Below are 13,419 nucleotides of genomic sequence, written 5' to 3'. Positions count from 1 at the left end.
GGTACTACTGGCGGGTCTCGCCCGACATGGTCGAGAGGATCGGCCTGCATCCGGGTGTCCGGGCCCCCGAGCAACGCGCCCGGCGCAGCATCGTCGCCGCGCTGGCGCTGGCGGCGGAGACCGGCCGGCCCTGGATCTCCTACAGCCGCACGCGCGGCTGGTACGCCGGCGGCGCCCACTACCCGGGCTGCGACTACACGTACGACACCGTGGTCCCGGCGGCGGACGAGCTCATCGAGGCGGGCCTCGTCGAGGAGGTCCGCGGCTTGGTCCGCGAGGGCGGCAGCGGCGTCCAGAGCCGGATGCGCGCCTCCCCCCTGTTCCTTGAGCGCCTCGGCGCGGACCTCTCGATCGAGCACGTCGGCCCCGGCTGCCACCTGATCATGCGCGACGAGGACGGCCGCATGGCCCCGCTCCCCCGCACGGAGGAGGTCCACCGCATGCTCAAGGGCATGGAGGCGGTGAACGAGGGGGTCCACCCTCTTCGGCTCACCGTCTCCCGGAAAGCCGACCAGTCGAACTGGCGGTTCGGCCCCCGTCAGTGGGCGGCCCGCAAGATCGGCAAGGATGGCTGCGAGCGCTGGGCTTACGTCCTCCCGACCCCGCACCACTACCTGATCCGCATCCTCGCGCGCGGCCGGGTGGACTGCCACGGTCGCCTCTACGGATGGTACCAGGGCCTGCCCAAGCTCCGCCGGGCCGAGCTCCTCCTGAACGACGACCCGGTCGCTGAGCCCGACTTCGAGCACCTGCACCCGACGTTCCTCTACACCATCGCCGGCATCCCGCTGACCTACGACCCGTACGACACGCAGGTCATCGAGCGCGACCACACCAAGCTCGCCCTCAACGTCGCCATTAACGCCCCGGGCGGCAGGGTGGGCGCCATCCGGGCCCTGGCGGACCATCCGAAGTGGCGGCAGGAGTGGAAGCTGGACTACAGGGCGGCCGAGCGGGCCTACGACGAGGTCGCGAGGCTCAACGCCCCCATCTCCCACTTTCTCGGGAGCGACGCCGGCATCCGCCTGATGGGCCTCGACAGCCGTATGTGCATTCAGGTCCTCAAGGGCTGCCGGAAGGCGGGGATCCCGGCCCTGCCGGTGCACGACTCGTTCATCGTCCCGGCGACCAAGGTGGGCGAGGTCGAGGCGATCATGGACCGGGTGCTGCACGAAACCCGCATCGGGATTTCGCCAGGGTCGTCAATGATTTCGGTCAAAAACATTCTACAAGCGCCCCGGCATGGGGCCGCCGCCGCGGCGGCGTCTCCTCTCACTGCCGCCTCCGGCTCTGGCCCTGGGCGGAAGGCGTCGGCCAAGGGGACGGCCGCCAAGGCCATTTCCCGCTCCGTACAGGCTCTTCCGAAGGCTCAGGCGCGTCCAGTGCTTCCCGTCGTCGGAGAGGCTCTGCCGGCCTCGTGGGACCTCGGGGCGCGCAACCTCGCCCTGGTCGAGGACTTTCAGGCCGCGGTCCGTGCCCGTCACCGCAAGCTCGCTGCCGGCGCGGCCGCGGGATGGGGGCAGGCGCCCACGGCGTCCGAGCGCCGGCTGGACCTGTCCCAGGCCCGGGGGCTCGCGGAGTGGACGGCGGAGCAGGAGCGGAGCACGGGGCTGTGCGTCGCCGCCGGCGTCCCCTACGCGCTCTCTGACGAGGCAAGAGCGAAGCGGGAGAAGCGGCTCGCCGGGGAGCGTGAGCGGGCCTGCAGGCCCCGCCCGCCGGTCCGTCCCCGCCGGCCCTCGACCTACTGGGCGAAGCCCGAGGCGCCCCCGGCGCCGGTCAACGCGAAGCTGGAGGCTACCCTGCCCCCGATCAAGGCGAAGCTCGCCCCCCGGCCGTCCACGGGCCTCGCGGCCCTGCTCCGCAGCCGGGACCCGATCCTCGTGCCGGAGGAACAGGGACCCGGCTGGATCGCCGACCCGCGTCGCCGCCCAGACGGGATCACCGCCAGGGCCTACGACGGAGTGTGGCGCGCCCTGGGCCGTGTCCCGTCCGAGCCCGAGGGCGGGCACGAACCCCCCAGCGGGCCCGTCGCCACCCCACGGGCGGCCCCAGGTTGCGCCCCGTACCCGAGCCGGCCCCGCGCCTAGTGAAATGCCTCGGCGCCACCCGTCTCCGCCCTTTTGGCAGGGCGGCGCCGAGGCTAGGCTCCCTCTGTCCGCGCACAGGCAGACACGGCGTTGCACCACAACCCCGGCAGGACCCCCGCTCCGGATTTCCGGGCGGGGGTTCTCTCGTTCCGGGGTCCTCTGGTCCCTTGCCAGGCCCGGCGGCAGGATGGGGCATGATCCCAACCCCCTCCTTCGCCATGGCCTCCACCGCCCCGGCCCCGTCCTCCAAGGCGGCCCGACGTGATGCCGACCGGGCCCGCAAGCGCGCCGAGCGCCGGGCTCTACGGGATGCCGGCGCCCCAGATCCCCGCCAGCTCGACGCCGCCATCGTCGATGCCCTGCGGGATGCCCTCAGGCCCCCGCGGGGCCAGGGGAGCGTCCGCCGGCACGTTGACATCCATGACGTCCTCCGGGGCGCCGCCACGGCCCTCCGGGGCAGGTCCCACGGGGGAGTCTCCCTCCGGCGCGAGGCCATCCACCGGGTCCTCGCGGACAGGCTCGCGCCCCGGCAGGACTGACCGGAGGGGGTGGGTGCTCAGGACCCACCCTAGCTGTTTGGTCCCGGCAGCCCCTGCAGCCTCGCGGGCATGGCCATTGCACCCCGCCCTCTCGTTGACCTCCGGTTCAGGGTCGACACCAGCTCCTGGGCCCGCCAGCTCCAGGGGTTCGCCAAGGACGTGCTCCCCTTCGCGGCGAGCTACGCCCTCAACGGGATTCTGTTCCAGGCCGGCGACGACCTCCGGGACGAGGCGAAGAAGGTGTTCGACAGGCCGGCCGACTTCGCGGTCAGAAACGCCTTCGGATACCAGCGCGCCCGCCTCAACGGGGACATGACGGCCCGCATCTACATCCGGGACCGCCAGTCCGCCTTCTACCGGTACCAGATCACCGGGGCCACGCGCCTGCCGGGCAACATCGGCCTCGGCCAGACCTGGCTGTTCATGCCGGTGGCCGAGGAGCTCATCGACCCGGCCTCGGGCGGAATGCGCCGGAACGTCCTGCGCAACCTGTCCCGCCGGGCCGCCCTCAAGGGCAAGGGCGCCGCCGTCCACCGGACCACGAAGGCCCGGGACGCCAAGAGGAGGCCCGTCTTCTTCGCCAGCGTGTTCGGGGCGCAGGCGATCTGGGAGCGCCCCGAGCGCACCCGCCCGACAGGCCCGCGGCGCCGCGGCGTGAGGCAAGTCCACAGTTCTGAGGAGGCCGGAGTAGCGTCCGCGTTCGCGCTTTGTTCTTGACGGGTCGTCTGCGAGGACTACAGTCCTGAGGGCCCACGGCCGCGTTCCAGCGGGCGATCAACGCCTCGTCGTGTTCCTCGATGTTGGCGAAGGGGCGGTTGAGGCCCAGGCGACCACCGCTAACCGCTCGGTGTCCCCAATGGGTGTCCGCGACGAACAGGGTACGAGGGGGGAGACATAAGGAAAAGCCTCTCGCGGGCGCGGAGGCTCGGCACACGGCGTGGCACTCCGGGGTCAATCGGACGGGTGCATCGCCGCGCGTTTCATGGTGGAGGCTTTCCTTACGGGTGCCCGTTGATCGTCAAGGCCTCGATTTGAGGCAATTCCGAACCAGGGGGCATCCACAACCCTCCGGTCTTCCGACCGGCCGGCTACGTGGGGGACTGCCCATTGTTGACTGCTGGCCGTTGCGGGAACAGGCCGTAGCGGCCGTCGCCCGGCTCGCCGGAGAACAGCTGGACGTTCGCGCGGGCAAGCGCCTCGGGGGGAGGGTCGCTGTTCTCGACAATCAGGAACTGCCCGATCTCGGAGAGGCCCGCGAGGTGGGCGTAGAACCGCCCGGCGACGCCGCTGTCCTTCAGGACCTGCTCGTCGGCGCTCAGCGCCCCGTGCCTGGAGCGCAAGGGCTCGCGATAGGTCAACAGGGGCGTGTCGAGCACGACGAAGCCGGGGTGGGGTCGGCCACGCTGGTGGCAGAAGACGAGAAGCGCGACCTTCATGGCCGCGTGCAAAAGGGCGCGGACGCCCTTGCCGTTGGCCGAACGCTCCTTGCCGTCGAGACGGATGTCCTGCAGCTCAAGGTCGAAGCTGACCGACGGCCGGCCCGGGAAGCCCCAAGCCTGCAGGACCTGCAGCACGACCTGCGCGAAGGCATGCGCCGTCGGTCCGTCCAGACCCGTCGCGGCTTTCTCGCCGGCCGGGCGTTTCGGGATCGGCACGTCCAGGCGTGACCGCTCGACCATCAGCCGGTCCCGCCGCCTGTAGAGGTCCAACAGGCGGCTCACCCAGGCCTGCTCGGCAGTGAAGCCCTCGTAGCGTCGCCGGAAATCGCGCTCGGCAGGACGTGCCTCGTCGAGCGAGGCGTCCAGGTCCGCCAGTTCCTCGACCAGCACCGCCTCGCGGCTCCGCAAGCCCGTCGCCTCAGCCTTGAGCGAACGCATGACCCCTGCGAGGTCCGCGCGGTCACGGCGGATCTTCCTGATCTCCGCGGCGGCCGCCCCGTGGGAGCGCCCGATCTCCTCGACGTGCGCCTTGTGGACCTGGGCACCGGGAGGGGCGCCGCAAACCGGGCATTCGTGCCCTGTCATGGCGAGCAGCAACGCCCCGCCTTCCTCGACAGCCTGAAGTCGCTCGATGTCCGAGATGTAGACTTCATCAAGCTTGGCGAACTGCGTGAGCGTCAGTTCGAGGTCGGCGGCCCGGGCCCGGGCCTCGTCCCGGCCGTCCCTTGTCCTACGCCGCTCGCCGACGAGCCCGTCCAGTCGGTCCTGGGCGTGCGCCAGGTCGCGGCGGAGGGCCTCAAGGGACTCCTCCAGACGGTCCGCCTGGTCCTTGAGCTCCTCCCGCGACGGGGGGCTGTCGCCCAACTCGCGGTCGATGCCCGCCAGCCACTCGTCCACCAGCTCAATCTTGCCCGCCTTGACCGCGGCCAGGGTCTTCGGGGGGATCGAGGGCGTGACCGCGCTGTCGTCGATGCCCGTCAACAACAGCTTGAAGACGTTGCGCTCGACGGTCGCGAAGATGTGCTGCCCGGACGCAAGGATCGGGCTGCGCTTGGCGATGATGGTCTCCTCGGAGGTAAACAGGTACGGCGCGAGGTGTCGAAAGCTGAGCGTGTCCTTCTCGCCGTTCGCGTTCTTGACCAGCTCCTTCCGGCCGAACCCGAGCAGCCTGAGGAGGTGCATCGAAAGGTTCGCGTCGGATTTGGGATCATGCTCGTGCCCGAGCGTGAAACCGCCGTCGCCCGGCGCCGTGACGAGCCCTGGATGGACCGTGAAGCCGTGACCGGCCAAGGCGCGGGACAGAGTGACCTCGGCGCCGTCCGGGAGGCGCAGGCCCAGCCATGCCCTGTCGTATGGGGCAGCCTCCTCGATGGCCTCGGGTGGCTTGGACCCGCCGAACATGAAGTTCAGCGCCTCCACGGCGAAGGACTTGCCGGTGTTCGAGGCGCCGTAGAGGATGTTGAGGCCGTCATCGAAGGAGAGGCCAGCGCCGACGGCGTCGGGCCCCGTGAAGGCGAGATGGCGGAGCGTCAGGAGCGCGGTCACGGCCGGTCGCCCTCGCCGGCCCGGAACTGGACGGTCCACAGCCCGACATGCCGGTCCACCACGGCGGCGACCTCGTCGGCATCCATGCCCTCGAAGCGTCCGGCGAGCCACTGGGCTCGGTCCTTGAGGCGGAGCATGTACGGAGCCTGCAACGCGTCGAGGAAGCTCGGGGCCGCCTCGCCCGCCGCGTAGCGGATGCCGTCCTCGCTGTGCCGCACGTCGACGAGGTGGACCCGGTGCATAAGCATCAGGCTCCGCTCGACCGCGTTGCGGCGTACGGTCAGCGCGTCATGCCGGCCTGGCGTCGCCGGATGCAGGCTCTCCGGCCCGGCGACACCGTCGCGGTCGGTCATGTCGGCGGTGTTGACCACGAGGTGGTCGTACCAGGTCACCTCCCTCAGGTCGCAGGCGCGCGGGTGCATCGCCTCAAGCACGACGAGCGCGCGCAACCCGGTCTCCAACGGGCTGTCGAACGGATCGTCGGCGGGCGGCTTCAGATCCCCCACGGAAGGCGCCCCTCGTTCGCGAATCGATGGCAGGTGCCCTGCTTCACCTGCGCCGAGGCGTGGTCCCTCAGCGGGCCGGTCAGAGGCAGGAAAGGGGCTACCTTCATGACGGCGTTGACCTGAGCGAGGGTGTCCTGATGATCGTCGTCACGGTGCGTGTCCACGACGCCATGGTAGATTTCGTCGTCGAAAGCGACGAGAACCTCCTTGAACACCCGCGTTCGATAGTGGCGCCCAAACGTCGAGGCGTGGAAGTAGCGCACCCGTTGGTCGCGTAGCTGATCGCCGAACGTAGGGTGCCTGAGAATGTCATCCGGGGTCGCCCCCACCAGTTCGGCGCGGGCACCGTACGCAGCGGCGAGCTGACCGAGGTAGGGTGCCTCGTCCAAGCCGACATCGGGCAACGCGTCCGGAGGCGGCGGCGGACCGGGGTCGGCCCCGAAGCACCGCACCAAGGCCGGGTAGATGTCGGGCTGAGCGACGAGCTTTGCCCCGTCGAGGACGGAGACGCTGGTGAAGTCGAATGCCTCGATCAGAGCCCGAATCTCGGGGGTCAGCGGGACGGCCTTCCCGCGAACCAGGTTGTCGCGGCACACGGCGTCCCACCGGTCAATGACGGTCTTCCGGAACTCCTCGCGCCGCTTTGTCAGGTCGAGCAGGGCACGGACCGCGCCCTTCGGCGCCACGAACACGTACTTCGAGGGCAGGGTGAAGTCGCCGGCCGCCACGTGCATGAAGATCTTGCCGAGCTCCAGCACCGCGTCCGAGATCGACAGGTTCCTGCGCAGCAGCTTGCACTGGTAGTTGTGCCAGGAACCCTCGTAGCCGTCGGCCGTCTCGAAGCCCACGACATCGCGTCCGCCGTCCCCTGCGCCCGAGCACCGCTCCCAATCCACGTAGTCCTGCCTGCGCATGGCCAGCCAGTCGGCGACGAACGCTTCCAGGTCTGCCGGAGGCATGGTGAAGAAACGGGTGACGTAGTGGCTGATCATTGGGGGGTGCGTCCAGATCCCGACGATCTTGCCCGCGTCGACGCGCACCTGAAAGAGAGAACCGTCAGGCTTGATGAAATTGCAGACCGACGTTGCGCACCGCCAACGTCGCCCTCGGTTGCGACGCTCTCTCCCCTCAGGTCCGTCCGGGAAGGATGCTGGCGACGAACATCCCAACGTGCTTGATGAGGGGCATCGCAGCCGAGACCGTCCCCCGTCGAGCCGCGAAAGCCCGAAGCACTGCGGCGCGACTGCCACGCCAACCTTGGAAGCCGAGGCGGCCATCCTCACCTTGGTCTCATGACCAGCGAGTTCGACGTTATCATCGTGGGGGGAGGCGCCGCCGGTGTCGGCGCGGCGCGACGGCTCGCGGCGCACGGGAAGGCGACGCTGCTCCTTGAGGCGTCGTCGCGCCTCGGGGGCCGCGCGTTCACGCAGGACCTTGGAGGCCATCCGCTCGACCTCGGTTGCGAATGGCTGCACTCGGGCGACCGCAACGCCTGGGTCGGCATCGCCGAGGCGTCCGGGTTTCCGGTCGACCGGAGCGACCCGCCGTGGGCGAAGGCACACCCCGGCATCGCCTGGAGCGAGGACGACGAGGAGGTGGCCCGGAAGGCGTTCGGCGACTGGGAGGAGCGGGTCCGGGCGGTCGCGCAGGGCAGCGACCAGGCGAGCGACGCCTTGGACCCCGGTGGCGAGTGGAACGCCTACGTCCGGGCCATCGCCGGCTTCATGAGCGGGGTCGCGCCCGAGCGGATCTCCGCCACCGACTATCTGGCCTACGACGATGCCTCGACGGGCAGGAACTGGAACCTGCCGCTCGGCTACGGCACCCTGGTCGCCGCCAGCCTGCCCTCCTCGACCGCGCTGCGCCTTGCGACCCCCGTCGAGCGGATCAACCTGACGACGGACGGCGTGGCCGTCTCGACGCGGGCCGGCACCGTCCGCGCCCGAGCCGCCATCCTCACGATCTCGACCGCGGTCCTGGCCGGTGACGCGATCCGCCTGCCTCCTGGGACCGAGCCTTGGCGCGAGGCGGCGGCCGCCCTGCCGCTGGGGCGCAACGAGAAGCTCTTCCTTGAGATCACGCGCAAGTCCGCATTCGAGCCGGACTCCCACGCCTACGGGAACCTGCGCGACGCGCGGTCCGCCGCCTACTCGATCCGACCGAACGGCTGGCCTGTCATCGAGGCGTTCCTCGGCGGCGAGGGGGCCCGCATCCTCGATGAGGAAGGCCCCGCCGCCGGGTTCGCGTTCGTGTCGGCCGAGTTGACCGGCCTGTTCGGCGGCGACGTGGCGTCGGCCGTCCGGCCGCTCGCGGCGACGTCGTGGAGCCGGATGGCGTCCATCGGCGGCGCCTACAGTTGCGCCTTGCCGGGGCAATCTCAGGCCCGCGCACGGCTGGCCCGGCCGTTCGAGGGCCGGCTGTTCTTCGCGGGCGAGGCGACGCACCCCTTCGACTTCACGACCGCCCACGGGGCCCACGACAGCGGCGAACGGGCCGCCGACGAGGCCATGGCGGCGCTTGGGGACAGGAGTCCCTTTGGCCGGCGAGGCCCTCTCAACGCCGCGTGAGCGCGACCGGCCCGGTGGAAACCTCACCTGATTGATGCCTGGCTGGCGGAGGCAAGAGCGTGGGCCGCTTACCTCGCCATCTTGGACGCGAAACCGGTGAAGGTGTCGGACAGGAGCATGACAAGGGCTCCATCCGCCGCCACGTCACAGAGCGCCAGCCGCACGATGTTAGGGACCGGCGATCAGCTCCTTGATGCGGGAGGCGAGCGTCTCTAGCACGAAGGGCTTCGTGAGGACCTGCATCCCGGGCCGGAGATAGCCGTTCCCCAGGACTGCGTTCTCGGCGTAGCCGGTGATGAACAGCACCTTGAGGTCAGGGCGGCGCTCGCGGCCGGCATCCGCCATCTGGCGGCCGTTCATGCCGCCGGGCAGGCCGACATTCGTCACCAGCAGGTCGATGCGCACGTCTGACTGCAGCACCTTGAGGCCGCCGACGCTGTCGGCGGCCTCGATGGCGGTGTAGCCGAGATCCTCCAGCACCTCGGTCACCAGCATCCGCACCGAGGGCTCATCGTCCACGATCAGAACCGTCTCGCCCTGGCCCGCGCGTCCGACTTCAGCAAGCTTGCGGGCAACGTCGTCCTCGTCGGCCTCGCCGTAGTGGCGCGGCAGGTAGAGGCAGACGGTCGTGCCCTCTCCGACCTCGGAGTAGATACGCACCTGCCCGCCGGACTGGCGCGCGAAGCCGTAGACCATCGAGAGGCCCAAACCAGTGCCTTCGCCGGTGGGCTTGGTGGTGAAGAAGGGCTCGAACACCTTGCCGATGAGATCCGGCGCCATGCCGGTGCCGGTGTCGGTCACGCAGACGCTGAGATACTGGCCGGGCGGCAAGTCGTGCTGGCGGGAGCCGGCGTCGTCGATCCACTTGTTGGCGGTCTCGATGGTGATGCGACCGCCGTCCGGCATGGCGTCGCGCGCGTTGATGCAGAGGTTCAGCAGCGCGTTCTCCAGTCTGGATCCCGCCAGGCGTCGAGCACTGGCACGGCGCGACCACGACGAACGGCATGACCCACATCGCCATCCAGGAGGTGGTAGACGGCAAGGTGGTGAACTGGCTCGAACAGGTAGTCTACGAGCAGTGCCGGGACTGAGGTTCGCTTTCCGCCACAACAGCAGTCCGAGGACCTAGGCGAGATGCGGTAGGTATCCGGGGCCCGGCTGCACCGACCTCTTGTCGACGAGGATCGTACGCCTCTTCGGTGCGCCCGGATCGGAGAGCTTCGGCGTGAGCGTGATGATCGCGACCTTCCAGTCAGGCATGCCGGGAAGCGGGGCGTCCATGATGCCGACGAGGACGGTGACGCCGCGACGTCTGAACTCCGCGACCGCGGCGAGCACGTCGTTGCACAGCTCCCGCCGCCTGTCAGGCTCGCCGCACTCAATGGCGTGCGGACCCATCACCATCGATGCGAGGTCCATCCACTCCGTCAGTTCCTCGACCTGTGCGTCGTAGGCCGGCCCAAGTTCCGGACGATGGATCAGGAACGCCTGCGACGCGGCGACCATGCGAACCTGTCGATTGGTCTCGAACGGGCTTACCGCGACCGCTTCAAGATGACCCATCTCCTCGGCAAACTGGGCTGCGGCTTCCTCTCGCGGAATGGGGATGCGGGGCTCGGTGAAGGCACCCCGCTCGTAACCGAGTGCCTGGGCGATCCTGTCGAGGCTCTCGGCACCGACCGGCTCGGCCCGCTCCACGCGTTCGACGGTCGATAGCGAGACCCGCGCGAAGTCTGCGAGGGTCTCCTTCTTCCATTGCCTCAGGCCCCGACCCATCCGGGTCACCATGGCGACCAGCTCGACGGGCGGTACGTGGTGGACCCCTTGCGGAGGCGGCGGCATAGCCGCCAGGCGCTTGATGATCTCTTTGGGTGTCATGTCCTGCTCCTTCCGACATGAGGAAGGTGGCCCGGGCATCCCCAGCAAAGGAGCCCGAAAAACCCTTCAGGGCACTCTGTCGGACGTTCGATGGCCGGTCGACAAGCAGGCATAACGCCAGGGTTGGCGTGTTACGGACAATACTTCATGGCCATTCGCCAGCGCGAGGTAGCGAGGCGACGGTGCAGGCAAATTAACGACGGCATTCGCCAGGCCCGCTGCATGCCTGGGAGGGTAGCGGCTATCGTGCCGACCCAGGGTTTTCCACAACGGGATCCACGGGGACAAATCGGGGACAAATGCGAATTCGACGCCCGAACGAGTCGAAAGAAATCAATGACTTAGCAGGATTCCACGGTAAGCGGGGCAAATTCCCGGGCAGCCTGACCGTGTGCATGCTGAGCGTGAAAGGCCGTTTCAGCGATTTCAACAACTTGTACCGGTCCAGAAACGAGTAAGCTCGGCGTTTGCCCGGGAATTTGCCCCGCTTACGATGCCACGAAAGTGGCGGAGACGGGGGGATTCTCCGGGTAGGTCGATTAAGCGTACCACTGTCCATTAGTAATCCAGAACGCCGCGGCGCCTTGGATTTCCGTTGCGAACCCGTGAAGTAACGGGGGGGCTAGCTGCCCAGGTCCGTGAAAGCCTGCGGACGCGTCCCGAGTATTCCCCGCCCAGGGATCCAGTAACCCTGCCCCCGAACGCAGCTGGACAGGGAGTCCCGGCTCTGAATCTATGGGCCTCCTGAGAGAGGGAGGCGGACATGGCGAGCCACGGGCATGCAGTGAGTGCTGAGGTCGGCGCCGGGCTGCTCAACGTCTTGCTGGCCGCCAACGGGGCCGCCCGCGCCGCTTCTGAGCGGGCCGCATGGGACCGCGCCGAAGCCCGCTCCGAAGCCGCCGTCCATCGCCTGGGGCAGGCCCTCCTAGCCTCCCAAGCCCGGGAAGCCGAGCTCGCCCGCCAGCTCGCGGCTGCCCGCGCGGAGGTCGCCGGCTTGAGGATCCGGGCGAGCAAGGCCGAGGCCCGCATCCCAGCCGCCCGGCGCGCCTGAAGAAAGTCCGGCGCCCTCGTCGATTTCGCTTGCGGCTTGCCCCGTGCGCCCTTTTGTGGCCGACGTGCGTCCTCGATGGGCCGCACGTCGGCCCCGCGCGGGCGCACGTCAGGCCACGAAAAAGGCCCGTCGGTCACCCCAGCGGGCCTCGTCGTTCGCGGGGGCTATGGCGGCTCAGGCGACCCGGGCCTGCCTCAGCCGGATCCCCTCGACGTGGGCGAGCAGGTCGGCCATGGCGCGGTCCGCCGGCGTCCCTTGATAGGGCCATGACAGCGCCGGCGCGGACGCGTCCGCATCGGGGGCCTGGGGATGCAGGGGCGCGGGTGCGGACACGTCCGCATCGTAAGGTCCCTGAAGCTCGGGGACGCGTCCGTGCCCGGTGGCCAGGGCCTGGGCCTGGTGGGGCTTCGTCCGGGCGAGGACCGCGAGTTCGTCGCCGCTCAGGCTGTGCAGCCACGTCGCCACGGGGGCCGAGAGGCCGGACAGGTCGACGGGGTCGCCCTCGGCGGTGACGTGGCGGGCGTGCATGACGAGCGCGACGCCGACAGGATGCGTCGCGGGGACGCCGGCGACGGTCGGCAGCCTCGGCGCGGGGACGGCCGCCGCAGCCTCGGCGAGGTAGTCCTCGGCCGCCACCGCGGCGGGCAGGACGGGATCCGGCCGGATGCCGGCGAGCGCCTTAAGCGTCCAGCGGGCGCCCTCCCAGACCATGACGAGCGGGGCGAGGGCGACGGCGGCGAGGGCGGCGAACAGGCGGGCAAGGAAACGCATCGGAGATCTCCTGTCGGGGGCGACGCCTCGATGATCGCCCCCGGCCGGAAACCCACAATCAGGCGGCCGCCTCGGCCAGCATGTCCGGGAGCTCGTGCCCGAACAGCCTGAGCGCCAGCTCCGGGGGGAGCTGACGGCGGTGGGTCCTGAGAGCCCGCAGCGCGTGCGAGGCGAGCACGGCATCCAGCACCGGGAGGCCGGCGAGGACGTGGCCGCGGACCGTCGAGTTCCGACCCCAGCCCGACTTGTTGACGACGCTCGCCCGGTCCGCATCCCGGGTCGTCAGGAGCCGGCAGCCCTCGTGGGCGGCCACCTGGACATCCGGCATGGCGGCCCGCTCGGCCTCGGGCTCGTAGGTGACCGTCATCGCCGCCATCGCCCGGTCGATGTTGGCCTGCGCGCGCGCGACGAGGTCGAGTAGGTCTTCGCTCTGGTACCTCTCCAGCCCGGTCAGTCCCCGCGCGATGCGGCGCTCGGCGAGCTCGACGTCCGCCCTGACGGCCCACGCCCAGGCTTGCGTCCTCAGGGACTCGCGCGCCGCCGCGATGGCCCGCTCCGCGAAGGCGAGGTCCTCCGCCGCCCGGCGCTCCGCCGCGGCGGCCGCCTGGGCGTGCTCGCGAGCGAGCTTCTCTCGGTGGGCGGCGAGCTCCCGGATGGCGGTGTTGATGAGGGCGGCCGCCTGGTCGGGGTTGAAATCCGGTCCCTCCCACAGGCACGGCAGGCCAGACCTCATGCGGTCGTGCGAGAACCCGATGGCCTTCAGGTGGCGCCCCTCGGGGCCGGCAAGCGCGTCGTCATAGTCCTGCGACGGGGCCTCAGCCGTCCAGAGCGCCTTGAGCACCCCGCTCACCCTCAGCTCGCGCGGCGGCTGCCACTGCAGCGCGAGGCCCTCCGGCGGCCCCTGCCACTGCCTCGTCGTCCTGTAGAGCTCCGGCATCGCATCCTCCATGTCCGCGCGCCGCGAATACGGCACATGACGAATGCTAACACCGAGCGTGCAAGCGGCAAGATCAAACTCAGTCATGGCGTCAATTCT

At 69.9% G+C, this 13,419-nt stretch carries 11 protein-coding genes and 2 pseudogenes; 5 read left to right on the top strand and 8 right to left on the bottom strand.

Features of this window, described 5'->3' with window-relative positions; all coding sequences use genetic code 11:
* Positions 1–2,087 (top strand): hypothetical protein (locus tag MFF64_RS29375; RefSeq protein WP_238193052.1); only part of this gene is annotated, 2,087 nt, incomplete at its 5' end.
* A gap of 302 nt (positions 2,088–2,389) precedes the next feature.
* On the opposite strand, the gene MFF64_RS29370 is transcribed toward MFF64_RS29375, so the two are convergent.
* Complete coding sequence (locus tag MFF64_RS29370; protein WP_238193051.1) at positions 2,390–2,554, bottom strand: hypothetical protein; 165 nt, start codon at positions 2,552–2,554, stop codon at positions 2,390–2,392.
* Between the two features lie 141 nt (positions 2,555–2,695).
* Here MFF64_RS29370 and MFF64_RS29365 point away from each other — a divergent pair, with 141 nt between their 5' ends.
* Positions 2,696–3,343 carry a hypothetical protein gene (locus tag MFF64_RS29365; protein WP_238193050.1) on the top strand — a complete coding sequence of 216 codons (648 nt, stop codon included), beginning with the start codon at positions 2,696–2,698 and terminating at the stop codon, positions 3,341–3,343.
* Positions 3,344–3,714: 371 nt separating this feature from the next.
* Here MFF64_RS29365 and MFF64_RS29360 read toward each other — a convergent pair whose 3' ends face one another.
* Genes MFF64_RS29360 through MFF64_RS29350 form a run of 3 tightly spaced genes read right to left on the bottom strand, consistent with a single transcriptional unit; the run spans position 3,715 to position 7,108 of the window.
* Positions 3,715–5,610, bottom strand: a complete 1,896-nt coding sequence (locus MFF64_RS29360) for a hypothetical protein (protein ID WP_238193049.1) — start codon at positions 5,608–5,610, stop codon at positions 3,715–3,717.
* Positions 5,607–6,116, bottom strand: a complete 510-nt coding sequence (locus tag MFF64_RS29355) for an ABC-three component system middle component 2 (RefSeq protein ID WP_238193048.1) — start codon at positions 6,114–6,116, stop codon at positions 5,607–5,609. The genes MFF64_RS29360 and MFF64_RS29355 overlap by 4 nt, the downstream gene beginning before the upstream one ends.
* Complete coding sequence (locus MFF64_RS29350) at positions 6,104–7,108, bottom strand: ABC-three component system protein (protein WP_238193047.1); 1,005 nt, start codon at positions 7,106–7,108, stop codon at positions 6,104–6,106. Before MFF64_RS29350 ends, MFF64_RS29355 begins: the two co-directional genes overlap by 13 nt.
* A 300-nt stretch (positions 7,109–7,408) precedes the next feature.
* On the opposite strand from MFF64_RS29350, the gene MFF64_RS29345 reads away from it, so the two are divergent.
* Complete coding sequence (locus tag MFF64_RS29345) at positions 7,409–8,683, top strand: flavin monoamine oxidase family protein (RefSeq protein ID WP_238193046.1); 1,275 nt, start codon at positions 7,409–7,411, stop codon at positions 8,681–8,683.
* 168 nt (positions 8,684–8,851) lie between these two features.
* Here MFF64_RS29345 and MFF64_RS29340 read toward each other — a convergent pair.
* A pseudogene (locus MFF64_RS29340) lies at positions 8,852–9,640 on the bottom strand (ATP-binding protein); the annotation flags it as partial.
* Here MFF64_RS29340 and MFF64_RS38655 point away from each other — a divergent pair.
* Positions 9,628–9,774 (top strand): annotated as a pseudogene (locus tag MFF64_RS38655) (cupin domain-containing protein); the annotation flags it as partial. The pseudogenes MFF64_RS29340 and MFF64_RS38655 sit on opposite strands and share 13 nt — an antisense overlap.
* A 34-nt stretch (positions 9,775–9,808) precedes the next feature.
* On the opposite strand, the gene MFF64_RS29335 reads toward MFF64_RS38655, so the two are convergent.
* Positions 9,809–10,561 (bottom strand): hypothetical protein, encoded by a 753-nt coding sequence (locus tag MFF64_RS29335; RefSeq protein WP_238193045.1) that lies wholly within the window; start codon positions 10,559–10,561, stop codon positions 9,809–9,811.
* 763 nt (positions 10,562–11,324) lie between these two features.
* On the opposite strand from MFF64_RS29335, the gene MFF64_RS29330 reads away from it, so the two are divergent.
* Positions 11,325–11,612 (top strand): hypothetical protein, encoded by a 288-nt coding sequence (locus tag MFF64_RS29330; protein WP_238193044.1) that lies wholly within the window; start codon positions 11,325–11,327, stop codon positions 11,610–11,612.
* A 174-nt stretch (positions 11,613–11,786) separates the two neighbouring features.
* On the opposite strand, the gene MFF64_RS29325 is transcribed toward MFF64_RS29330, so the two are convergent.
* Positions 11,787–12,383, bottom strand: a complete 597-nt coding sequence (locus MFF64_RS29325; protein WP_099901064.1) for a hypothetical protein — start codon at positions 12,381–12,383, stop codon at positions 11,787–11,789.
* Between the two features lie 58 nt (positions 12,384–12,441).
* Positions 12,442–13,320: a hypothetical protein gene (locus tag MFF64_RS29320; protein WP_238193043.1), complete on the bottom strand. Its 879-nt coding sequence runs from the start codon at positions 13,318–13,320 to the stop codon at positions 12,442–12,444.
* Between the last annotated feature and the right edge of the window lie 99 nt (positions 13,321–13,419).

The organism is Methylobacterium frigidaeris (genome assembly GCF_022179185.1).
In the GTDB taxonomy this organism is placed as follows: domain Bacteria; phylum Pseudomonadota; class Alphaproteobacteria; order Rhizobiales; family Beijerinckiaceae; genus Methylobacterium; species Methylobacterium frigidaeris.
Note: the sequence above shows the minus strand (reverse complement) of the source record. Positions and strands in the feature narration are given on the sequence as shown.

Bases quoted from the DNA above. Each gene is read 5' to 3' on its own strand.
- MFF64_RS29365 (WP_238193050.1), top strand. From the start codon at position 2,696: ATGGCCATTGCACCCCGCCCTCTCGTTGACCTCCGGTTCAGGGTCGAC.
- MFF64_RS29350 (WP_238193047.1), bottom strand. From the start codon at position 7,108: ATGATCAGCCACTACGTCACCCGTTTCTTCACCATGCCTCCGGCAGAC.
- MFF64_RS29345 (WP_238193046.1), top strand. From the start codon at position 7,409: ATGACCAGCGAGTTCGACGTTATCATCGTGGGGGGAGGCGCCGCCGGT.
- MFF64_RS29335 (WP_238193045.1), bottom strand. From the start codon at position 10,561: ATGACACCCAAAGAGATCATCAAGCGCCTGGCGGCTATGCCGCCGCCT.
- MFF64_RS29330 (WP_238193044.1), top strand. From the start codon at position 11,325: ATGGCGAGCCACGGGCATGCAGTGAGTGCTGAGGTCGGCGCCGGGCTG.
- MFF64_RS29325 (WP_099901064.1), bottom strand. From the start codon at position 12,383: ATGCGTTTCCTTGCCCGCCTGTTCGCCGCCCTCGCCGCCGTCGCCCTC.
- MFF64_RS29320 (WP_238193043.1), bottom strand. From the start codon at position 13,320: ATGCCGGAGCTCTACAGGACGACGAGGCAGTGGCAGGGGCCGCCGGAG.